This is a genomic window from Cedecea neteri NBRC 105707 = ATCC 33855, from assembly GCF_001571265.1.
Classification (GTDB): Bacteria; Pseudomonadota; Gammaproteobacteria; order Enterobacterales; family Enterobacteriaceae; genus Cedecea; species Cedecea neteri.
The window spans coordinates 67659-89868 of the sequence record NZ_BCTL01000012.1 but is presented as its reverse complement, the minus strand read 5'-3'; the positions used below and the strand labels follow the sequence as shown (position 1 = coordinate 89868).

Sequence of the window (22210 nt, the reverse complement as noted above, 5' to 3'; positions counted from 1 at the left end):
GAGGTTCAGTTCACCCTGACGGGAATACCGCTTCCCGTCACCGGGCAGGGTATTCCCATTTATCTGAGGAGATACCCTGTGCAGATAGTAACCTTTCGACCGGGCCTGACTGGCCACCGACTTTACCTGGTTATAACCAGGGCGTATTCCCGGCTCTCTGACCGGCTTCTGCCCCTGCGACATGCCCCGGCCGAAGGCCCCTGGATACGCAACCGTTCGGGACACCAGGCCTTCCGGGCCCGGGCGTTTCGCGCGAAGGATGGCACCTGGCGGGGCCAGGTGACCTTCCGTACCGGCTGGCATGCCGCGGAGTATCGCTACGGCACGCTGAATACGGCTGCCGGGCACTACCGCCGTCGCCGGGACGCGTTCCGCGCGGCCAGCCTGCTGGCCGGGCAGATGGCAACCCTGCGCTGCCGCTTTAACTGACTAATCTGACCATCCCGTGAGGGCACCTTTCCTCGCGGGACGGTGCCCTCTTTTTTTTAGCTCAATCTGAAAGAAGAGGTATTCACTATGTCTGAATGGTGCACAAATCGCCTGGAGTTCAGCGGAAAATCCGTCTGTATCGACATCCTGCTGGAGTGGGTGACCGGCGCGGAAGTACCGCGCTACCGTCACGCGGTCCAGCAGAGTATCCGGCTGTTCCTGGCCGGCTGCGCGGGGATACTGAAACCCACCAGTACGACGGAGTATCGCCCGTATCCGCCGCTGATACCCCTGGGAACCGGCCCCGCCAGTTCACCCAACCAGGCGTTCGAGCAGTGGCTGGGCCTGCTTCGCCGGGATGTCCCTCTCAACGGGGAGACAATCCGCGAGACGGAGCGGCTCTACCACCAGACGGGGCTGGGGGCGCTCCGGTGGGACAACCTTCCCGCCGCCGCGCAGCAGGTGATGCGCCCGATACTGCGGCGTCAGTATGCCGACTGGTTCGGGGTTGTCGGCCTGTCTGACAACATCGATGCCGGCGAGTGCTGGGAGCGGCTGGCCGTTCTGCCTGAATACGCGCCCCCCTGCGACATGCTGCTGGTGATTCCGACGCGGCTTGCCGCCGAGATTAACGGCAACGGCAGTCTGCTGAGCGGGATGTCCACCCAGGCGAGCCTGTACGAACGTCTGTACGGCATGGTCTGGCCGTCGGGTCACAACGTACGCCACGCGCGCAGCGAGGGCGGAGCCCTGACGGTATGGCTGGACTCGCCCTGGTATCCGCCTTCAGGCGAACTTATCGGGGAGTTATCCGCCGTGTTTGACTGCCAGGTCCGGCACAGCTACTGCGAACCGGTGAACGGCGTGCAGGGTTACGACTGCTATGACCAGGGCGAACACGTGGACGGCCATCAGGGCCTGCCCGTGGACGTGTGGTCAGACGACCCGATGTTGATGCCGGAGGGCGATATGCCGCTTCTGCTGAACGCGGAGGCCGCCAGCTACGGCGGCGTTCGCGGTTAAACCACAGGGCTGGATGCTCAGCCGGACAGCAACCTGAGAGGGTTGCTGCCGCTTGACATACCCCCGGGGGAACACGTTCCCCCTGACCGGGTGGCGTGTACCCTTTTTTTATGGAGAACACGCATGACCGGACTCATCGACCATGAGAAAGCCTTTATCTCACTCTTTAACCAGACGGCCTGCTACCACCACCGGCACCGGGTGTTTGAGGACTTCATCAGCTGCAGCGTCATCGCCCTGGAGAATAGCCTCTGCTTCAGCGACGTGCGGGAGAGCAAGTACATGCGCATCATCAGCGGCTATCAGAAGCCGGACGTGATGCGTATGGCGCAATTGCTGGCCCACGTCGTCAACGGCCTGGAGGCGGGGTTCTGTGATTTTCTGGGTAAGGTATTTATGCAGCTCGACCTGGGCGACAAATACCGCGCCCAGTTCTTCACCCCGTGGGATGTGGCCAGAATGATGGCGCAGCTGCAACTGGGGGATGTGGAGGCAATGTTTGATGAAAAGCCTTTTATCACTCTCAGCGAACCCGCCTGCGGTGCTGGCTGTATGGTGCTGGCTTTCGCCGATGCTCTTAATCAGGCAGGCTACGCGTCGCACCGCTATCTGTGGGTTTCCGCAACGGATATCGATCCGCTGGCAGCGGGGATGGCCTATATCCAGCTGTCGCTCTGCGGCGTGGCCGGTGAGGTCGTCATTGGCAACGCATTGTGTGACGAACGGCGTCGCGTATTGCTGACGCCAGGTCATTATCTTGGTAACTGGTCGACTCGTCTGCATTCACTGTGAAATAAGGTCGCATAATTACACCACAGCGCTCCCGCCCGGGAGCGCTTTTTATATCCGGTATCATCATAGCGTTGACAATATGCCTCAGTCTGTATAGTTATAAATTCAGGTGAGAAAAAACGGTAATTTTCGGCTGAAGGACTTAGCATATGGAAAGAGTGGCAATAAAAAAAGTTAACAGGACAGAACGCTTGTCCATATTGACTCTTCCTTCTGATACCAACTGGCTTGTGTGGTGGTACGGGTCGTTGAAAAAAAGTCAAAGAAGTGGCGAACAGCCTAAAGTGGTAGTGATTTTTCGGGAAATACGAGTCGATGGAACACTTTCTTATAAGTATTGTGAGCAGGAATGCTCATTGACCGATTTGGCTTTTTTAAGGATCGGTAGTGTCTGGCAGCACGGTCTTTGTATAGCTGAAAGCATAATGGAAGAAAAAATATTTGACGTGGATTTTTCTTATGCAAATAAGGGATGGCGAATTAATTCATTTTACAAGGCCAGCAAAGAAGGTATTCCTTTGCCTTATGATTTTCCCTGTTATCCATTAAACAGAACTGATGATAAAAGCTGCCTTCTCGAATTCTCAGGTAATAATTCGGGCAAGATCATTATCCCTGCACTTGAGTTTTTTTATCGCTGCTATGGAAACTCCGATGAACTGAAGAGAACTATTCTAACCTACTCAAAAAATGAAATATGTAACAGGCTTTTTTCAGAAGCAAACATTGAAGGTGAGAAAGTATTTTATGTTAAGTTGAGAAAAAGAATGAATAATAAAGATGCTCCCTTTATTTCTTTTTTTGCTCTTGATGCATTTACTCAGAAAGCTGTGGATAGAATACAGCGTCAGTTAGACGGCAGTGAAGGTTGCGAAACCTATCTTAAAGTGGCCCCCTGGTTTAAGGGAAAAGCACGAATAAAAGTCAAAGGACTCTGGCTGAGTGATAATAAGTCCTTTTTAGGCCTTTCGGTTACAGGAGTATCTTTACCTGAAGGATATACAGTTAACTTCGACAGAGATAACAGTAATCTGGTTGACGAAAAGGCAGATGATGGGAGTAAAAAAGCCTGGGACAATGTATCTGCCAGAAAGATAAAAACCCCCGACGAAATATTCAGCGTCGATAATGCATTTAATCCTGACTCAGGCGCATCAAGCCTGGAGGTTGAAATGTCTGTTTTTGAGATCCTTGGTGACAGTTGCGTAGTGGTTCCATTAAGGAAGGAAAAAGCAAGATATGTCACAGGTTCAAAAAATGAAAATAAAACACATTCTTCATACACTGTCAATGAATCTTTCGGAGAAAGCAATGATATCGGGTATATGTCATCAGTAAACGAGTATGAAGCAAAAACGTTATATATGGAGTCGAAAGGAATTGTTCGTGATATGTGGAATGCTATGATTTACCTGAAGGAAAACAGTTCACAGAGAATGACGTCACTGGAGTGGTACACGCCAGAAAATTTATTATCAAACTCACGAGAGCCTGAGCTGGTTGCAATTCCTGAGTTTGCCCAGAATGAAACTGAAATGGACAATGATAAAATTTCCAGGACAGTACTGAACTGGCCCTATCTCGATGTAATAAACAAGAAAGATGTAAGGGGCTTTTTGATATCAAGAATGGTGATCGATAATAATACAATTTATTTTATGGAGATACAGAGAAGGATACATAATGAAGAAGGAATGGAGTCAGTTTCGGAGGCTGAGAAATTTAAAGGGCTGGTGTTTACCCTTAATGATGAAGCCGATATTTATAAATGGGTTTCATTATTGGCTCATGAAGTAAGATTTGTGAAAGGTATAGTGCAAAAAATAGTGGGCAAATGCCCGGGTACGGCGATGGTCTACAAACACTCCCCAGCTCAAAATGAACCTGTTGCCTGCTACAGTGCGTTGCTTAACGCTTTATCTAAAGTGGGTATTACTTTCTGATGACTTTATTTATTGTTATTAATTCACCCAGTATTTCAACATCATCTGGCCGACAGATATACCATTTATTGCAGTTTGCAATGATTTCTCTGTCCCAGCGTTTTATTCTTTCACCATTTTCTTCAATGCATATCATATAGTTTAAGGTCGTCATTAATTCTTCGACCTCTAAATGACAGCGTTCTAATGATGACATTTCAAGAGTTATATCCTCACCAGTATTTTTACGATAAAAAATACGCCATTGGTTATTTTCTTCATTAATTATCATTCATGCCTCCTTATTTGGCGATGTTTGCCGGAAGATCTGAGCATCCCACCTGTTTGCATAAGTGAACAATAAAAAACTCATTGAGGACTTCGAAAAATTTATTGGCGCAGGACATCCAAGGGATGTGATGTCAACTTCATGAAAATAAAGATTAAAAATCTCTTCAGCTAGCTGGATTTCGATGCAAAGGGCGATTCCATCAGGTCCTGATACTCTTTTTTGGGCGCAGGGTGAGAGCACTTATGCTTATTTTTCAAGCAGGCGCTAAAACCGGTGACCAGGATCTGTCCCAGGTGAGCAATATCATACTCGCAATTTTACGTTTCCTGCGGATACTGGCTTTTTTCGTTTTTCGGCGCGCAGCATATTCAGCACAATGTGGCGGATGGAGGACAATATTTCCGCTGCTTCTCCACGGCAGATAATGCAGGCAACTTCGTTCATCAGCGGCTATCAGAAGCCGGATGTGATGCGTATGGGACAACTGCTGGTCCACGTGGTCAACGGCCTGGAGGCGGGGTTCTGTGATTTTCTGGGTAAAATATTTATGCAGCTCGAACTGGGCGATAAATACCGCGCCCAGTTCTTCACCCCGCGGGACCTGGCCAGAATGATGGCCATGCTCCTGTTGGGTGATATGGACAGGCTGTTTCAGGCCAGACCCTTCATTACATTATCCGAGTCGGCCTGCGGCGCAGGTTGTATGGTTCTCGCCGTCGCCGACGTGCTGAACCAGGCGGGGTATGTGTCACACCGCCAACTCTTGGTATCGGTTACTGACGTTGGCCCACTGGCGGCAGGGATAGCGTATATCCAGCTGTCGCTCTGCGGCGTGGCAGGTGAAGTGGTGATTGGCAACTCGCTTCACAATGAGCGGCGCAGGGTGCTGTATACCCCGGGCCATTACCTCGGGAACTGGCCTTTTCGACTGAAGCATGCACTGGTTCATGAGTGACCGGCATTACACCTCGTTATTTTACTGTTCAGCACCCTCTGGCAGGGCGCTGTTTCAGTCAGGCCCGGTAATGGCATTATCCTGTGATACCCCATCAAATTACAGAAGAAGGATAATAACGGTATTTATTTTATGATAATTACGCGAATGCTCCGAAGAAAGTTCCTGGTTTAACGTTGGGCGTTTGACTGAGATTGCGCGTCGGGTAATCTAAGGAAGATTGATAAATCTCTTTGATGGTACGTATCTTTCATGCAATTGAACAATTGCTAAGGCTGACATAATTAAACACCATATTCTTGTTACCGGCCACGCCAGTGGTATCGGTCGCCATGCTGCCACGCAGCTTCATCAGCGTGGGTTTCGTGTTACTGGGATTGATAATGTTATTTCCTGTGATCTTGATGAGTCGATAACGCAAATAAGATGCGATCTTTCAAACTGGAAAGAAGCAAAAAATGCATTTTCCCAAATAGACTCTCTTAACTATGCAGTCAACTGCGCGGGAGTCTCCGGGGTAAGGAAAACTATCCCTGACATCACTTCTGAAGAACTTATCAATTCTTATCACCAGATTTTCCTGCCCACTTTTCACGCCTGCAAACTGGAGGCTGAAAGTATGTTGAGCACTGGCTCTGTTGCAAAGATAATTAATATCGCCAGCTCAACGGTCTCTGTGGGGGGCCGGGGGATGGTGGCCTACAGCAGCGCCAAGGCAGCGGTAGTGAATCTGACAAAAGTTTGTGCTGTCGAGTTTGCTCCAAAGATTCTGGTTAACTCCATTTCTCCCGCAACGATTGATACGCCAATGATCCGCAAAAAGTATGCAGGCCAGCTACCGGACTACAGCCAGGCCTATCTGACGGGACATTGTGGAACGGTAGAAGATGTCTGGTCGGCAATACACTTTTTACTCCAGAATGACTTTATGACAGGGAGCGATATCGTTATGGACGGGGGGTATTCCGCATTGTTTTCGCCTCGGATAAAATAAGTTATTTTATGATTACAGGGGAGATAATACCTGTCACTATCCGTGCAATATACCATATTTCAATTTGAACTTACTGAGCAATTAAGTGTTGAGGATCTTGAGAAAAGACTGAAAACTCATCAACTGTTCTTTACTTTTTGAATAGGGCTTTATTACCTTCAGTCTTCATTTTCATGCTCCAGTCAGAGACAAACGTATATGAACAGTTATGCAGACAGTCCTCTTCAATCACTCATTAGATTTTGGGAGATAAGCAACGAACCATGGGGTGCAAAAGACAGACGTTCAAGATTTATTTATGCCAACAGAAAGTATCACAAATTGCTTTCACTCCCGCAGGGATATCAGGTTGAAGGCAGATATGATGGCGAACTCCCCGCCTCAACGGCAATTTTTCAGAATGAGTTTCAGGCTCATGATCGAAAAGTTGAAAAATTAATGGATAGGGTTACTTCAATTGAAATCCATCCTTTTGAAAATAGTCCCTACCTCCAGCCATGGTATTTTGATAAATATCCATTGATTAATAATTCAGGTGTATGTATTGGAACGATTTTTCATGGGAGACCCGTAGGTATTATTACTCTTTCGAAACTTGATAAAATAAAAGTACCCTCATCGCTGGTATTTACTCCTCCATCTGAGTTTTTTCTTAAGCGGGAATGGGAAATTGTGTTTTATCTTCTTCAGGGTTTTACTGCAAAAGACATATCGAAACACCTTGCAATTTCACCACGTACAGTCACTAATCATATCAGTAACATATATCATAAAGCAGGTGTTAGTTCGAGGCGGGCTCTGATGGAATTCTGCCATGAAAACAACATTTCAAATTATATCCCTGAAAGTTTTTTTAAACAGGCAGAATCCCTCTCATTTCAATAGGAACTGATTAACAAAGATCGCTAAAAACGGTTCGATCCTGCTCCAGATGTGTAGGGGGGCACAGGAAAATGAGTTTGACCTGTTTATCAGCGCGGAGTTGATGTGCTGTTCCGGCGGAGATACGGAAAACACTCCCACTGCTGAAGGGGGTTTCGGTTACCTCTTTGAGCGCTCCGTTTTCCACGTCTGAGGTAAAAACCGTACCTTCGCCGGCGAGTATAATATACCATTCCTCACCTTCATGGTGACTGTGGCAACCAACTTTGTTGCCTTCTTCAATTACAGTTGCATAAGCATTAATGCTATTCCCCTGAATCAAATCCCCGATTGATATACCTACGGCATCATCCTTCACAGCATCTGCAATACAAAAATCAGAAAAGTTAATCATGAAAATTCCTTATTTAAAATGAGTAAAAACTACTCTGTGGATTTGTGCGGGAAGTTGTAACCTCAAGATTGATGATAGCTGAGAGATGAGTGATTAAATAGAGCGATGCATAGAAAGAATCCTCTCATTTGTGCATGGTACTTTAAGCCATTTAGTTAGTTTGTAAGCATGAGATCGGATCTTCGACTGTTACAGCCCTCAACTCTCAATAAGAAGAGGTCAATGATATTGCGTGTAAAGCACAGATGTTTATCAGAGCTGCAAAAGAAAATTCTTATTTTTATGCTTTCAGCTGAACACCTTTTTTCAGGGCTTTTACCTGCACGATATATTCTTAAGTCACTCAGGAGTAACTGCGTTTATTCCGCCTGTAATTCGCTGGCGGCAACCGGACTGGTTTATCTGCAGCGAAAACCCAATCGCCGGGTCTTTATCGGGCTGACCGATGCCGGGCGTGCGATGGCACTTTCGCTGATGCCTGTGGGATACCGTCAGCTGCAGGAGGTCGGGAACCGGATATTGGCCTCCCGCCCCGGGAGAAGCCGGATGCGGGACATTGAACTCGACATCAGAGGACGACCTTACACCGTCAGCCGGGCGGCATTTGTTATCCGTTCCGATGGCACGACAAGCCTTGCATTATGGAGTGAAAACAGCGGGCAGGCCTGGCTGAGCGGTAATGCCCGCCAGGCCAGTGAGTGGTACCAGGCCTGCTATGACGCCGGGTTGCCCGTGAATGTACAGGTGGAAGATGACCGGTGGATGGCCTGGCTGGGCGACAGATTACCAGGCCGGTGATGAGAGGAGGCCGTCGTTATTTTTCCCTCACCATGCTGAGTTAAGCGTGGCGGGGCAGACAGACCGGAAACAGAATGCCGTTTTATCTCTGCATTTGAGGATATCCGATGTCTTACACTGATACGCCTGAACAGGCGGCCATTATTGACTGGAAAGGGGTGCGCCTGGTGGTGAAGGCGTTTGCCGGCACCGGGAAAACGCACACCCTGGTACGCTATGCGCGGGCTAACCCTGCCAGCCGGATGCTGTACCTGGCCTATAACCGCGCCGTCAGAGATGAGGCTGAACAAAAATTTCCGTTCAGCGTGGAATGCAAAACCTCCCATCAGCTGGCGTGGCCCGGGTTCGGGCGTCCCCTGGCATCCCGCCTGACCAGTAATCTGCGTATCACCGACGTGGCGCGGCTGCTCAACACGCGCCACTGGCCGCTGGCACGTACCGCCCTGGAGACGCTCAACCATTTTCTCTGCAGCGCCGACCCGGAGCCGGGTCTGATGCACCTCCCGGCTGAGAAGGACCGCTGCGGCGTGGCTCTCCCTGATATCATTGGTGCGGCGCAGGTGCTCTGGCAGGCGATGCGCAGCCCACAATCTGATTTCCCTGTCACCCACGATACCTATCTGAAGCTCTACCAGCTCTCGAACCCCGACCTGTCGCGCCGGTGGGGCACCATTCTGTTTGATGAAGCCCAGGATGCCAACCCGGTCACCCGCGCGCTGGTTCTGGGCCAGAAGTGCAATGTGGTGCTGGTCGGTGACCGGCATCAGCAGATATACCGCTTCCGGGGCGCAGATAATGCCCTGGACGCGCCTGTATTGCAGGATGCAGACCAGCTCTGGCTGACGCAGAGCTTCCGCTTCGGGCCGGAGGTGGCCCGGGTGGCCAACGTGCTGCTTGAACGCCAGGGTGAAACGCAGACGGTGAAAGGGAGTGGGAGTGCTGACCGGGTGGTGGAGACGCTGCCGGGAGACACGCCACACTATACCGTGCTGAGCCGCACCGTGGCCGGTGTCATTGGTGCCGCCCTGAGCGCCAGTCTGAACGGGAAATGCGTGTACTGGGTCGGGGGAATTGAAGGGTATAAAGCCGAAGAGCTGGAGGACCTCTACTGGTTCTCCGTGGAGATGCCGGAGCGGATGCGCAGCCCGCAGCTGACGAAGGATTACCGGGATTTTGCGGAATACGAAAGTATCGCGAAGGCCACCGGAGATATCGGTATGAACCAGGGCATCCGGCTGCTGGAAACGTACTTCCCTCTGCCGCAGAAGCTGAAGGTGCTGAGGGCGCAGGCGGTGAAGAGTGAGAGCGAGGCGGATGTGACGGTGTCCACGGCCCACCGCAGTAAGGGGCTGGAGTGGGACACGGTGATGCTCGATGAAGACTTCGCCGATATCACCGACCCGCAGATGCCAGAGGTCGAACGTACCGACGAAACGAATCTGCTGTATGTCTCCGTGACGCGGGCGCGCAGGACGCTGGTGATGAACGGTCTGATACACGCCCTGCTGAATGCCCCTGATAAAGAAGACGACAAGGATAAAAAGGGGGACGGCAAAAAGGATGAATCCGTGGGGCAGGGGCGTTATGCTTAGCTGGCTGAAATCCCTTCCGGGTCGGGCGGGCCTCACGGAAAAGGCCGCCAGCGCTGTCCTCTCCCCCACACATCAGGACATTCCCGGCTACCATCTCCCGCAGACACAGGATGCCCTGACTACCGCTCCGGCACGCCAGATTTATTTGCAGCAGCTGTGGGATAACTGTGCCCTGCCTGCAGAACAGTACCAGACCCTGTATTTTACCCCTCTGGCACAACTCCTTGCCCGGGTGCAGAACGTGCCGGCAACTTCTTCAGGCCCCTGGTCGGGGAGTGGTGGCTACGGCGATATGGTGGTGAGGTATGTCACCTGTGCGGTACGTCTGGCCAAAGCCCATCTGCTTCCTCCGGGAGCCGCGCCGGAAGAGCAGGCGGCGCAGGGTGTGCTGTGGAACGCCGTGGTGTACTGGTCGGCCCTGTTTTACCACCTGCCCCTGTTAAGCCAACTGACCGGTGAGCTCAGAAGCGGAGAGCCCTGGCTCCCGGGAACGAGTGTTCCCCTGGAGCCGTACCGGTTCCGGTTTAACCCGACACCGCCCCGGGCAAACGTGGTACAGAGTGCGGCCACCCTGATGGCCTGTCAGCTCCTGCCCCGGCGGGCCACGGGCTGGCTTTCCACCGTTCCGGCGACCCTGGACTGTCTGGCGCAGCACCTCTGCGGTCTTCCCTCCCCGCTGCCGGTGATTGATGAACTTCTGGCGACAGCCGCAGAGAAAAGTGGGGCGGTGATTCTGCCTGTGACACCGCAGTCGCTCGTTTCCTCCCCGGAGGCCACCGCGTTAATGCCTTTCATCGGGACTGAACCGGCAATCAGTGCCGGTAGAGATACAATCGCTCCAGCAGACCCTCTGCCCGGGGCAATGGCGCTTCATTCTGCCCTGGCTGCAGATGAAATCCTTCCTTCAGCAGACGAGGTGATTAGCCATGATGGGACAGGCGGCATTATCTCTGAGGTGACGCCGGCCCCTGACGATGATATGCAGGCACTCCTGGCATTGTTGGGGAACGATGCAGATGCTGCTGAGCCTGATGAACCCACAGCTGAGGTCATTCCTCCTTGCGGGGCTGATGAACCGGTACCCGGGCCCGCTCACCAGCCTGCCCCCTGTGCCAGCGTATCCCTGGTGGCGAGCGAACATGACAACTCGCAGGCCAGCGTCGTTACAGTTCAGAAAGGAGAGCCCTTTGTCGCCGGATACAGCAACGACCTGGTCCAGGAGGGCGAGGTTTTCTGGAAATGGCTTCGCAATGGTGTCCGCAACGGAAGTCTGCCGGTGAACGGGCCGGATGATGCCCTGCAGGTGGTAGCGGGCTTCGTTCTGCTGCCCGTCCCGGGGCTGTTTTATCGATACCTGAAGGAGGCCGGGCATGACAGCGAAAAAAGGGAGAGTGTGCAGCAGGCGTTTGAGCGACTGAATTTCCACCGGCGGCAGGATAACCGGCGTTACTTTTTCGCCAGGATTTATGCCACTGAAGATCAGCAGGGTTCTTTCAGACAAGTGAAGGGGTATCTGGTTAAAGCCAGTCAGTTGTTTAACCCGGTCCCCCAGGACAGTTGTTATCTGATGATTTCATAACGAAGTACAGAGGTTCAACGTGATGAAAAATGAGAAAAGTGAGGCAGCCTGGGCCGGGCTGATGGAGGAGTATTTTTTTAAAACGCCGCTGCGTAAAGCCTCAGAGTGGAGTTACGCTAAGGTCCTGAAAGGCTTCCGGCAGTTTGTGGGGGAAGACGTTATGCCGGAGAGCATTACCCAGCGGGATGTTCTGCGCTGGCGGAGGTATGTTTTGCAGGAAAAAAACCTGTCCTCACATACCTGGAATAATAAGGTCACGCACATGCGCGCGTTGTTCAATTTTGCCCTGAAGACGGAATACATTGCCGCAGGGGACAATCCTTTTAACGGCGTGTCGATTAAGAAGGCCGAGAAGCGCAAAAAAATATTGTCTAAAAGTCAGTTGATCCAGCTCTACCTGAAGATGGAGCAGTTTGAAGAGCAGTTGCAAACGGCGAGGGGCCGGAACAGTAAATGCGCCCTCTCTCCTGTCTGGTTCTGGCGTATCGTGCTGGATACGCTGCGCTACACCGGGATGCGTCAGAACCAGCTGCTTCATATCAGAGTGAAGGATGTCAGCCTAAGGGATAACTGCATCACCCTGCGGCAGGAGGGGAGTAAAACGCATCTTGAATGGGCTGTGCCCATCGTATACCAGCTACGACCGGGGCTTGAACTTCTGCTGAAAAGGATACAGGAGTGTGGTGCCGGCCCGTCCGATCACCTTTTTCATTATGAGCGACTGACCTGTCTGGATCGTGAGCGTGAACATTTACCTGCTGACCCTTCCATCCAGCCGCTAAGGTCTTTTTTCCGGCGATTGTCGGATGAGTGTGGATTTGCTATTTCGGCACACCGGTTCCGGCATACGCTGGCGACACAACTGATGGAAGCGCCGGATCGCAATCTTCATCTGGTGAAAGGGTTGCTGGGTCATCGCAGTATTACCACCACGATGGAATACATCGATATCAATATGGAGGTCGTGGGAAAAACACTGGAGCGGGAACTGGCGTTATATATCGATAAATAATTAAAGAATGCGGTGCAACTGTATAGTCGGAAAAGGAAACGCTCGGGAGTGTAGACAAAAATCTTACACTTATTGACATTGTGGTTACTGGCTGTAATCATGATCGGTGATCGAGAAAAGGGAACTGCGTCAACAGTTCCCTTTCTTGGGAAAGCTACATAAACCACGATGTGATTCAGGATCAGACATCACAAGAGTTCAGATAACTTTCTCTTAACCGTCCGTCAGGCTTCTCATTTCTGACCAACGTGCTTTGATGTAAGTGGTGCCCGGACTCGGAATCGAACCAAGGACACGGGGATTTTCAATCCCCTGCTCTACCGACTGAGCTATCCGGGCAACGGGCCGCATTAAACCGTAAAGGCCGCCAGGCGTCAACGGATTTGTCATAAAAAATCCCTAAAACTATGCTGATTGCCTGCTTTTCAGTCAAAGGCAGTAAAAAGACGTGCTTCAGGTTAATGCCCCGCCGGTGCGGCACAGCGCAAAACGCAGAATATCTTCCGCAAGGGTTCTGGCAGTGTCGATATCGGCCTGGCTGCGCTTCACCAATAGCCTGCTCAGGCAGCCTTCCAGCACCAACTCCATTTGGTGGGCAACCATGGTTGGGTCGTCCACTTCCATCTGCGTCAGCAGCTCGTGAGTGTACTCCCAGGCCGCTTTTTTCTGCTGGTCAGCTAGCTGATGAATCGGGTGCGCGGCATCGGGATAAAAGGTGCAGGCGGCAATAAACAGGCAGCCGGGGTAGCGCTGGTTGCTCACGCATTCGGTCAGGGCGTGGTAGCGCTTAAGCAGCTTTTGCTCCGGCGTCATCTCTTCATCCAGCATCAGCTGGCGCCGCCAGACGTCCACCTGCGAGCTTAAGTAGCGCAGGGCGTCGTACAGCAGGGCTTCGCTGTCGGGCCAGAACTGACGAACCTCAGCGAGCGGGTAATCGGCTTCTTTCGCCACCATCTCCAGCGTCGTGCTGGCAATGCCTTCACGTTCAAGGACATGCAGGGCGTGCTCTAAAACTTCTTCGCGTTGCACGGTTTTCTCCTTACGTTTCCCAACGGATTAAGTGTTGTTTACTGGCTGCGATTGCGCAAATGCTCGCTAAACGCTTTGGCATCCATAAAGCCCGTTACGCGGGCTGCAGGCTGCTCGAGGCCGTGAGTATCAAAGAATAAAATGGTCGGCAGGCCGAGCACCTGCAGATGCTTGAGCAAAGCCTTGTCATCGGCGTTATTTGCCGTGACGTCGGCCTGGAGTAAAACGGTACCAGATAGCGCTTTTTGCACCTGCGGATCGCTAAAGGTGTATTTCTCAAACTCTTTACACGCCACGCACCAGTCGGCGTACAAATCGAACATCACAGGTTTGCCTTTCGCGTTGGCCAGCGCGGCGTCGAGCTGCTCAACGTTCGCTATTTTGCTGAAACTTAGGTGAGGCACGGCCTGAGTGGATACCGGAGAGCCAAAAGCCCAGTCCTGTAGCGGACGGGCGGCGACCAACGCGGCCCCCAGCAGGATGATTTGCAGCACACGCAGCCAGGATTTCTTCGCCGCGAGACTGGTGATAAACGCCCAGCCGAAGAAGGCTACGCCCAGCAGGCTCCACAGCCTTAGCCCCCAGGTGTCGCCGAGTACGCGTTCCAGCAGGAATACCGGCAGCGCCAGAATTACAAAGCCAAAGGCGGTTTTGACGCTTTCCATCCATGGCCCACTTTTCGGCAGCAGGCGGTTGCCGAAGACGGTGATCAGGATCAGCGGCAGGCCCATTCCCAGCGCGTAAAGGTAAAGCGTGCCGCCGCCAAGCCACATATTTCCGCTTTGCGCGATGTACAGCAGGATAGCGCTCAGCGGCGCGGTGGTGCACGGCGAGCAGATAAGCCCGGCCAGCGCGCCCATAGCAAAGACGCCGCCCGCCGAGCCACCTTGCTGACGGTTGCTCATCAGCGTCAGGCGCGTTTGCAGCGACGACGGCAGCTGCAGCGTGAACAGGCCGAACATGGAGGCGGCGAGCAGGATAAAGAGCACCGACAGGCCAATCAGCACGTACGGGTGCTGTAGCGCGGCCTGGAACTGGAGCCCGGCAGCCGCAACCACCAGACCGAGAGCGGTGTAGGTCAGCGCCATGCCCTGGACGTAAACAAAGGCCAGCAGCAGCGCTCTGGCGGTGGACAGACGTTGTTTACCACCCAGCACGATGCCGGAGATCAGTGGGTACATTGGCAGCACGCAGGGCGTGAAGGCGATGCCGATGCCTATCAGGAAGGCCCACAGCGCGGAGAAGGGGAGTGATGCGGGGGCGGAGTCGTTTGTCCCCCTCATCCCGGCCCTCTCCCCTTCAGGGGAGAGAGGGGAAGAAATATTGGCATTATTAGCAGACGGAGCAATAGCGCTCAGCGGCACTACGCGTGTTTCCGGTGGGTAGCAGAACCCGGCTTCGGCGCAGCCCTGGTAGGTGACGCTGACGGACGAACCTTTATCGGCGGCGTTAACCGTAATCGGCAGGTTCAACTGCTGGGTGAAGATCTCGGTTTTGCCGTAGAACTCATCCTCGTGCCAGGTGCCTTTGGGAATAGCCAGGGGCGCAATGTCCGCGCTGGTGGGCACCACTTTTATCTGCTGGCGATATAGGTAATAGCCGGGTTTTATCTGCCAGTTGAGGGTTAACTGGCGATCGGACTGCTGAAAGTCGAAGGCGAAGGCCTGGTCGACCGGGACAAATTGGGTTTTATTCTGGGCGTCAAACAGCCCGGCGAAGGCCTGCGAACTGCAAAGCAGCAGGACTAGCGTAATGATGCGTAAAGCCATGAGAGATATTCACTGTTTCCGTGTGCAACTGGCAGAACCAGTAGCTCTGGCGTTTGGTAAGGGTGATGGGTTTTCAGGCAGGCAAGCAGCGCCTCCTGGTGCTCCACGTCGCTCTTGAGCAGCATTTGTACTTCGTACTCCTGCTCCAGCTTTCCTTCCCAGTAATAGAGTGAAGTTGCGCCCGGCAGCAGCGTCACGCAGGCGGCAAGTTTTTCCGCCAGCACTTTCGCGGCCAGATCCTGAGCGGTGGCTTCATCCGGGGCGGTACAGAGTACAACGACAGCCTGGGTCATCGACATCGCAAACCTCATTATGGGAGGAAACGGCATCGACTATAGCATGAGGAGGAGGAGACGGGCCGAATAACAGCCCGCCTTTGAAGAGATTTACAGCATTATGCTGCCGAACACGAAGCCGAAGCAGACCGCCAGCACTACGCCCATTGTGCCGGGAATAAAGAACGGATGGTTGAAGACAAATTTGCCGATGCGCGTTGTGCCGGTATCGTCCATCTGCACCGCGGCGACCAGAGTTGGGTAGGTTGGCAGAATAAACAGACCAGAGACGGCGGCGAAAGAAGCGACGGCGGTTAACGGTGAGACGCTGAGCGCCAGCGCCATCGGCATCAGCGCTTTGGCCGTTGCGGCCTGGGAGTAAAGCAGCGCCGAGGCAAAGAAGAAAATCACCGCCAACAGCCAGGGGTGGCCCTGAATCACGCTGCCTGCGGTTTCTTTGATCCAGTCAATATTGGCGGAAACGAAGGTATCGCCCAGCCATGCTACGCCGAGAATACAAATACAGGCGCTCATCCCGGCCTTGAAGGTGCTGGAGCTGAGAATGCTTTCTGTTTCTACGCCGCAGATAACGGTGGTCAGGGTGGCGACCGATAGCATAATAATCAGGATCGCATTGGTGGTATTCATCAGCGGCGTAGCGACGAGGCCGAGGCTTGGGCTGTTGACGATGGCATAGATAACCACGCCAACCACGCCGAGCAGGAAGAGGAAGACGGAGGTTTTGGCGCGAGGCTTAAGCTCGATTTGCTTGTCGCCGCGCAGCTCAATCAGGCCTTCTTCCAGGCGTTTGAGGTAAACCGGGTCATTGGACAGCTTTGAGTCGAACAGAATAGAGACCAGGAACGACATCACCAGCACGGCCAGCAGCGTTGAGGGGATAACCACCGACAGTAACTGAATGTAACTGACGCCGTGGCCTTCCATCACCGAGGACATGTAAACCACTGCGGCGGAAATTGGTGAAGCGGTAATGGCTATCTGAGCTGAAACGACCGCCGTCGAGAGTGGACGACAGGGTTTGATGCCCTGTTCCTTGGCGACTTCGGCAATCACCGGCAGCGTGGCCAGTGAGATGTTGCCGGTACCTGCGAAAATGGTCAGAAACCAGGTCACAATGGGCGCAAGAATAGTGATGTATTTAGGATTCTTGCGTAGCAATTTCTCGGTTTGGTGAACGAGATAATCCAGACCTCCGGCGATCTGCATCGCCGAGATAGCTGCAATGACCGCCATAATGATGGAAATAACGTCGAAGGGGATGCTGCCGGGTTTTACGCCCATCGCCGCGAGAATCAAAACCCCCAATCCGCCGGCGTAACCAATGCCTATCCCGCCAAGCCTTGCCCCCAGAAAAATCGCTGCTAACACGATGATGAGCTCGATGACTATCATGGTCGCTTCCTTGATGTTTTAATGAGATGAAAATGAAATGTTGTGTTTTCGTATACCGTTAAAATGAAAAAGGCACGTCCTACTGGACGTGCCTTTTGGCGTTTATGCGGATGAGTTATTGTTCGCTTTCATCGGTATAGCGCTTAGCTTTGTAGACCGGGTGCATCAGGTTGTGGACGGAGAAGATATCGTCCAGCTCGGCTTCGGTCAGCAGGCCGCGCTCCAGCACGACCTCGCGCACGCTCTTGCCGGTTTCCGCACAGATCTTGCCGACGATATCGCCGTTGTGGTGACCAATGAACGGGTTCAGGTAGGTCACGATACCGATGGAGTTGTACACGTAGCTCTCACACACTTCTTTATTTGCGGTGATGCCGTTAATGCATTTTTCCAGCAGGTTGTAGCAGGCGTTGGTCAGAATGTGGATGGACTCGAACATTGCCTGGCCAATCACCGGCTCCATCACGTTCAGCTGCAGCTGACCCGCTTCGGAAGCCATGGTCACCGTGGTGTCGTTGCCGATAACTTTGAAGCAGACCTGGTTCACCACTTCCGGTACAACCGGGTTCACTTTGGCCGGCATGATAGAAGAACCCGCCTGCAGCTCTGGCAGGTTGATTTCGTTCAGGCCAGCACGCGGGCCGGAAGAGAGCAGGCGCAGGTCGTTACAAATCTTGGACATTTTCACGGCCAGGCGCTTCAGGGAGCTGTGCACCATGACGTATGCGCCGCAGTCTGAGGTGGCTTCAATCAGGTCTTCTGCCGGCACACAGGCCAGGCCGCTGACTTCCGCCAGTTTCTGTACGGCCAGCTGCTGGTAACCATCTGGCGTGTTGAGTCGGGTACCGATGGCGGTTGCGCCAAGGTTCACTTCCAGCAGCAGTTCAGCGGTGCGCAGCAGGTTTTTGGTTTCTTCAGTGAGCAACACGTTGAATGCGTGGAATTCCTTGCCGAGGGTCATTGGGACCGCATCCTGAAGCTGGGTACGGCCCATTTTCAGGATCTCGGAAAACTCTACCGCTTTACGCTGGAAGCCTTCGCCCAGTTGGTTGATGGCGTCGATCAGTTTCACGATGGAGGCGTAAACCGCGATGCGGAAGCCGGTTGGGTACGCATCGTTGGTGGACTGGCATTTGTTGACGTGGTCGTTCGGGTTCAGGAACTGGTATTCACCTTTCTGGTGGCCCATCAGTTCCAGACCGATGTTGGCGAGGACTTCGTTGGTGTTCATGTTAACAGAAGTACCCGCGCCGCCCTGGTAGACGTCTACCGGGAACTGATCCATGCATTTGCCGTTGTTCAGGACTTCATCACAGGCCTGAATGATGGTGTTCGCGATGCTCTTAGGAATGGTTTGCAGTTCCTTGTTCGCCATTGCCGCCGCTTTTTTTACCATCACCATACCGCGTACAAATTCCGGTATGTCGCTGATTTTACTGTTGCTAATGTAGAAGTTTTCAATCGCTCTCAGAGTATGAACGCCGTAGTAGGCATCCGCTGGCACTTCCCTGGTACCCAACAAATCTTCTTCGATACGAATGTTATTTAACATGTGAACCTTCTTAGTAAAGCTGCAGATAAATGCACTGTTTTATTCACGCACACGAAATGTGGTTGTGAGCTTAATAGGCCGACGATTATGTCCATATTCGACCGCGTTATCGTGATGATATGCTGATGATAGCGAAAAGCAGTAACCTGGATCACTTATTAAAAGGCACCACGCATAACAATTATTAATATGTGATATAGGTCAATAGTTGAAAATTTCCAGAAAAAATTCACGCAATAAACATTGATCTTTGTCTATAGCGTCGCCATCTCACCCCTACGCGTAATTGCTAATCTATTTTTCGCGAGACCATTAACGGGCTCGCCCGATGACAGGAGCGTATAGTGCGCTGGATCCCGCTTATTGCCGTTTTCCTCTATGTTTACATCGAAATTTCGCTGTTCATACAGGTGGCACACGTTCTGGGGGTCTTTATGACCCTGATTCTGGTCATTTTCACTTCGGTGATTGGCCTTTCTTTGGTACGTAACCAGGGCTTTAAAAACTTGATGCTGATGCAGCAGAAGATGGCGGCGGGCGAAAGCCCTGCAGCGGAGATGATTAAAAGCGTCTCGCTGATCATGGCCGGTATCCTGCTGATGCTGCCGGGCTTCTTTACCGACTTCCTCGGCCTGCTGCTGCTTCTGCCGCCGGTGCAAAAGCACCTGACGCTGAAGCTGATGCCGCATTTGCGCTTCTCCCGTATGCCGGGCGGTGGTTTTAGCGCCGGCAGCGAAGGGGGCAATACCTTCGACGGCGAGTTTCAGCGCAAAGACGACGGGCCAAAGCGCCTCGACGACCAGCACCGGGACGATCGTTAAATTTTAGTTTTTTTTGTTTTCCCCCCTTGAAGGGGGGAAGGCGCATCCCCATTAATCAGGTCACCAGCCGATAACCCATATGGGACGGCGTTACCTAACTATCTGATACTGACTTTCTCAAAGGAGAGCTATCAATGAGCATTCGTCCATTACATGATCGTGTCATCGTCAAGCGTAAAGAAGTTGAGTCCAAATCTGCGGGCGGCATCGTTCTGACTGGCTCCGCAGCGGGCAAATCAACTCGTGGCGAGATCATCGCTGTCGGTAAAGGCCGCATCTTGGAAAACGGTAGCGTGCAGCCGCTGGACGTGAAAGTGGGTGACATCGTTATCTTCAACGATGGCTACGGCGTGAAGTCCGAGAAAATCGACAACGAAGAAGTGCTGATCATGTCCGAAAGCGACATCCTGGCAATTGTTGAAGCGTAATTTGACGCACGAACCTGAACGAATTTGAGGAATAGAAGAAATGGCAGCTAAAGACGTAAAATTCGGTAACGACGCTCGTGTAAAAATGCTGCGCGGCGTTAACGTACTGGCAGATGCAGTGAAAGTTACCCTCGGTCCTAAAGGCCGTAACGTGGTTCTGGATAAATCTTTCGGTGCACCGACCATCACCAAAGATGGCGTTTCCGTAGCGCGTGAAATCGAGCTGGAAGACAAGTTCGAAAACATGGGCGCACAGATGGTGAAAGAAGTTGCCTCTAAAGCGAACGACGCTGCAGGCGACGGTACCACCACCGCAACCGTACTGGCTCAGGCTATCATCACCGAAGGCCTGAAAGCCGTTGCTGCGGGCATGAACCCAATGGACCTGAAACGCGGTATCGATAAAGCCGTTGTTGCCGCTGTTGAAGAGCTGAAAGCGCTGTCCGTGCCGTGCTCTGACTCTAAAGCGATTGCTCAGGTAGGTACTATCTCCGCTAACTCCGACGAAACCGTAGGTAAACTGATCGCTGAAGCGATGGATAAAGTCGGTAAAGAAGGCGTGATCACCGTTGAAGACGGTACCGGTCTGGAAGACGAACTGGACGTGGTTGAAGGTATGCAGTTCGACCGTGGCTACCTGTCCCCATACTTCATCAATAAGCCAGAAACTGGCGCTGTTGAGCTGGAAAGCCCGTTCATCCTGCTGGCTGACAAAAAAATCTCCAACATTCGCGAAATGCTGCCAGTGCTGGAAGCCGTTGCGAAAGCAGGTAAACCGCTGGTTATCATCGCTGAAGACGTTGAAGGCGAAGCGCTGGCTACCCTGGTGGTTAACACCATGCGTGGCATCGTGAAAGTGGCTGCGGTTAAAGCACCAGGCTTCGGCGATCGCCGTAAAGCTATGCTGCAGGACATCGCAACCCTGACTGGCGGTACCGTTATCTCTGAAGAGATCGGTATGGAGCTGGAAAAAGCGACCCTGGAAGACCTCGGCCAGGCTAAACGCGTTGTGATCAACAAAGACACCACCACCATCATCGATGGCGTGGGTGAAGAAGCCGCTATTCAGGGCCGCGTTGGTCAGATCCGTAAGCAGATTGAAGAAGCAACTTCTGACTACGACCGTGAAAAACTGCAGGAGCGCGTAGCGAAACTGGCAGGCGGCGTAGCGGTAATCAAAGTCGGTGCTGCTACCGAAGTTGAAATGAAAGAGAAAAAAGCTCGCGTCGACGATGCCCTGCACGCTACCCGTGCTGCGGTTGAAGAAGGCGTGGTTGCCGGTGGTGGCGTAGCGCTGGTTCGCGTTGCTGCGAAACTGGCTAACCTGACCGCTCAGAACGAAGACCAGAACGTGGGTATTAAAGTTGCGCTGCGCGCAATGGAAGCGCCTCTGCGTCAGATCGTTTCTAACGCCGGCGAAGAGCCATCCGTTGTCACCAACGCGGTGAAAGCGGGCGAAGGTAACTACGGTTACAACGCGGCGACTGAAGAATACGGCAACATGATCGATTTCGGTATCCTGGACCCAACCAAAGTAACCCGTTCTGCTCTGCAGTACGCGGCTTCCGTTGCGGGCCTGATGATCACTACCGAGTGCATGGTAACCGACCTGCCTAAAGGCGATGCTCCTGACTTAGGCGCTGCTGGTGGTATGGGCGGCATGGGTGGCATGGGCGGCATGATGTAATTCGCCTTAGCACCTTGTGTTAAAGAAACCCTCAGTCAGAAATGTCTGGGGGTTTTTTCTTTTGTTCACACTCTGGTATAAGTGCTTACCGGGCGATAACGGCTCAATACCTTGATTACGGGGAATAACATGCGCATGAAAGTCTCATCAGGAGTGGTTGTGGCAGCGCTGCTGCTGGCAGGATGTAGCACGGGCAATCCGCTTAGCTCTGGTGGCCAGAGCGTTCGTTTTGTTGAAGACAAACCGGGGAGTGAATGCCGTCTATTAGGCACCGCGACCGGTGAACAGAGCAACTGGCTGTCTGGCCAGCACGGTGATGAGGGCGGTTCTATGCGCGGCGCGGCAAATGCATTGCGTAACAATGCGGCCGAGATGGGCGGTAACGTGCTGTACGGCGTGAGCAGCCCTACCCAGACCCTGCTGTCGAGCTTTGCGCCAACGGCCAGCAAAATGACCGGCCAGGTTTATAAGTGCCCGAACTGATTCGGTAAGTATTACCCTCACCCAGCAGAAGACGGCAATACTGAGCGGCTTCTTCTGTTGGGAGAAAAGGTCAGGGTGAGAGCGCTATG

Annotated in this window: 22 protein-coding genes, 1 tRNA gene and 1 pseudogene; 15 read left to right on the top strand and 9 right to left on the bottom strand. The window is 52.7% G+C overall.

What is annotated here, in order from left to right:
- The first annotated feature begins 279 nt into the window (after nucleotides 1-279).
- The 4 genes from CNE01S_RS25205 to CNE01S_RS07060 all read left to right on the top strand — a co-directional run bounded on the left by CNE01S_RS25205 (nucleotide 280) and on the right by CNE01S_RS07060 (nucleotide 4187).
- The gene (locus CNE01S_RS25205) at nucleotides 280-429 is read left to right on the top strand and encodes a hypothetical protein (protein ID WP_156479828.1); all 150 of its coding nucleotides are present in this window, start codon (nucleotides 280-282) and stop codon (nucleotides 427-429) included.
- Nucleotides 430-516: 87 nt separating this feature from the next.
- Entirely contained in the window at nucleotides 517-1452 is a 936-nt protein-coding gene (locus tag CNE01S_RS07070; protein WP_072279109.1) for a DUF1281 domain-containing protein, read from the top strand.
- A gap of 123 nt (nucleotides 1453-1575) precedes the next feature.
- Entirely contained in the window at nucleotides 1576-2244 is a 669-nt protein-coding gene (locus CNE01S_RS07065; protein ID WP_061274646.1) for a DNA methyltransferase family protein, read from the top strand.
- Between the two features lie 356 nt (nucleotides 2245-2600).
- Nucleotides 2601-4187 (top strand): hypothetical protein, encoded by a 1587-nt coding sequence (locus CNE01S_RS07060; protein ID WP_255212412.1) that lies wholly within the window; start codon nucleotides 2601-2603, stop codon nucleotides 4185-4187.
- On the opposite strand, the gene CNE01S_RS07055 is transcribed toward CNE01S_RS07060, so the two are convergent.
- Nucleotides 4177-4458, bottom strand: coding sequence for a type IV pilus biogenesis protein PilI (locus tag CNE01S_RS07055; protein ID WP_061274644.1), 282 nt, complete (start codon nucleotides 4456-4458; stop codon nucleotides 4177-4179). The genes CNE01S_RS07060 and CNE01S_RS07055 overlap by 11 nt on opposite strands.
- A gap of 253 nt (nucleotides 4459-4711) precedes the next feature.
- Nucleotides 4712-4902, bottom strand: a pseudogene (locus CNE01S_RS26045) (hypothetical protein); the annotation flags it as partial.
- Here CNE01S_RS26045 and CNE01S_RS07045 point away from each other — a divergent pair.
- The 3 genes from CNE01S_RS07045 to CNE01S_RS24320 all read left to right on the top strand — a co-directional run bounded on the left by CNE01S_RS07045 (nucleotide 4844) and on the right by CNE01S_RS24320 (nucleotide 7292).
- On the top strand, nucleotides 4844-5413 hold the full coding sequence (locus CNE01S_RS07045; RefSeq protein ID WP_245874333.1) for a DNA methyltransferase family protein: 570 nt from the start codon (nucleotides 4844-4846) through the stop codon (nucleotides 5411-5413). The pseudogene CNE01S_RS26045 and the gene CNE01S_RS07045 sit on opposite strands and share 59 nt — an antisense overlap.
- 265 nt (nucleotides 5414-5678) lie before the next feature.
- The gene (locus CNE01S_RS24980) at nucleotides 5679-6407 is read left to right on the top strand and encodes an SDR family NAD(P)-dependent oxidoreductase (protein WP_082763192.1); all 729 of its coding nucleotides are present in this window, start codon (nucleotides 5679-5681) and stop codon (nucleotides 6405-6407) included.
- Between the two features lie 198 nt (nucleotides 6408-6605).
- On the top strand, nucleotides 6606-7292 hold the full coding sequence (locus CNE01S_RS24320; RefSeq protein ID WP_072279108.1) for a helix-turn-helix transcriptional regulator: 687 nt from the start codon (nucleotides 6606-6608) through the stop codon (nucleotides 7290-7292).
- A 7-nt stretch (nucleotides 7293-7299) separates the two neighbouring features.
- On the opposite strand, the gene CNE01S_RS07035 is transcribed toward CNE01S_RS24320, so the two are convergent.
- Nucleotides 7300-7683, bottom strand: a complete 384-nt coding sequence (locus CNE01S_RS07035; protein WP_061274638.1) for a cupin domain-containing protein — start codon at nucleotides 7681-7683, stop codon at nucleotides 7300-7302.
- A 282-nt stretch (nucleotides 7684-7965) separates the two neighbouring features.
- Here CNE01S_RS07035 and CNE01S_RS07030 point away from each other — a divergent pair, with 282 nt between their 5' ends.
- The 4 genes from CNE01S_RS07030 to CNE01S_RS07015 all read left to right on the top strand — a co-directional run bounded on the left by CNE01S_RS07030 (nucleotide 7966) and on the right by CNE01S_RS07015 (nucleotide 12664).
- Nucleotides 7966-8481: a hypothetical protein gene (locus tag CNE01S_RS07030; protein ID WP_138089290.1), complete on the top strand. Its 516-nt coding sequence runs from the start codon at nucleotides 7966-7968 to the stop codon at nucleotides 8479-8481.
- Nucleotides 8482-8588: 107 nt separating this feature from the next.
- A complete protein-coding gene (locus CNE01S_RS07025) occupies nucleotides 8589-10073 on the top strand; it encodes a UvrD-helicase domain-containing protein (protein ID WP_061274634.1) in 1485 nt (494 codons plus the stop codon).
- Entirely contained in the window at nucleotides 10066-11652 is a 1587-nt protein-coding gene (locus CNE01S_RS07020; protein WP_061274633.1) for a TraI domain-containing protein, read from the top strand. Before CNE01S_RS07025 ends, CNE01S_RS07020 begins: the two co-directional genes overlap by 8 nt.
- 22 nt (nucleotides 11653-11674) lie before the next feature.
- Nucleotides 11675-12664: a tyrosine-type recombinase/integrase gene (locus CNE01S_RS07015; RefSeq protein WP_061274631.1), complete on the top strand. Its 990-nt coding sequence runs from the start codon at nucleotides 11675-11677 to the stop codon at nucleotides 12662-12664.
- A 263-nt stretch (nucleotides 12665-12927) separates the two neighbouring features.
- Here the strand turns inward: CNE01S_RS07015 and CNE01S_RS07010 are convergent.
- The 6 genes from CNE01S_RS07010 to aspA form a co-directional block, all read right to left on the bottom strand.
- Nucleotides 12928-13003 (bottom strand) — tRNA-Phe (locus CNE01S_RS07010).
- Between the two features lie 114 nt (nucleotides 13004-13117).
- Nucleotides 13118-13693: a transcriptional regulator gene (locus tag CNE01S_RS07005; protein ID WP_061274628.1), complete on the bottom strand. Its 576-nt coding sequence runs from the start codon at nucleotides 13691-13693 to the stop codon at nucleotides 13118-13120.
- A 38-nt stretch (nucleotides 13694-13731) separates the two neighbouring features.
- Nucleotides 13732-15462 carry a protein-disulfide reductase DsbD gene (locus tag CNE01S_RS07000; protein ID WP_061274626.1) on the bottom strand — a complete coding sequence of 577 codons (1731 nt, stop codon included), beginning with the start codon at nucleotides 15460-15462 and terminating at the stop codon, nucleotides 13732-13734.
- Nucleotides 15438-15761, bottom strand: coding sequence for a divalent cation tolerance protein CutA (gene cutA / locus CNE01S_RS06995; protein WP_008453776.1), 324 nt, complete (start codon nucleotides 15759-15761; stop codon nucleotides 15438-15440). The genes CNE01S_RS07000 and cutA overlap by 25 nt, the downstream gene beginning before the upstream one ends.
- Before the next feature lie 87 nt (nucleotides 15762-15848).
- On the bottom strand, nucleotides 15849-17150 hold the full coding sequence (locus CNE01S_RS06990) for an anaerobic C4-dicarboxylate transporter (protein WP_061274624.1): 1302 nt from the start codon (nucleotides 17148-17150) through the stop codon (nucleotides 15849-15851).
- Between the two features lie 115 nt (nucleotides 17151-17265).
- Complete coding sequence (aspA, locus tag CNE01S_RS06985; protein WP_061274622.1) at nucleotides 17266-18702, bottom strand: aspartate ammonia-lyase; 1437 nt, start codon at nucleotides 18700-18702, stop codon at nucleotides 17266-17268.
- Nucleotides 18703-19046: 344 nt separating this feature from the next.
- Here aspA and CNE01S_RS06980 point away from each other — a divergent pair, with 344 nt between their 5' ends.
- From CNE01S_RS06980 to CNE01S_RS06965, 4 genes are all read left to right on the top strand, one after another.
- Complete coding sequence (locus CNE01S_RS06980; RefSeq protein ID WP_061274620.1) at nucleotides 19047-19523, top strand: FxsA family protein; 477 nt, start codon at nucleotides 19047-19049, stop codon at nucleotides 19521-19523.
- A gap of 134 nt (nucleotides 19524-19657) precedes the next feature.
- Nucleotides 19658-19951, top strand: coding sequence for a co-chaperone GroES (locus tag CNE01S_RS06975; RefSeq protein WP_008453772.1), 294 nt, complete (start codon nucleotides 19658-19660; stop codon nucleotides 19949-19951).
- A gap of 40 nt (nucleotides 19952-19991) precedes the next feature.
- Complete coding sequence (groL, locus tag CNE01S_RS06970; RefSeq protein ID WP_061274618.1) at nucleotides 19992-21638, top strand: chaperonin GroEL; 1647 nt, start codon at nucleotides 19992-19994, stop codon at nucleotides 21636-21638.
- 129 nt (nucleotides 21639-21767) lie between these two features.
- Complete coding sequence (locus CNE01S_RS06965) at nucleotides 21768-22121, top strand: DUF4156 domain-containing protein (protein WP_061274616.1); 354 nt, start codon at nucleotides 21768-21770, stop codon at nucleotides 22119-22121.
- Nucleotides 22122-22210: the final 89 nt, after the last annotated feature.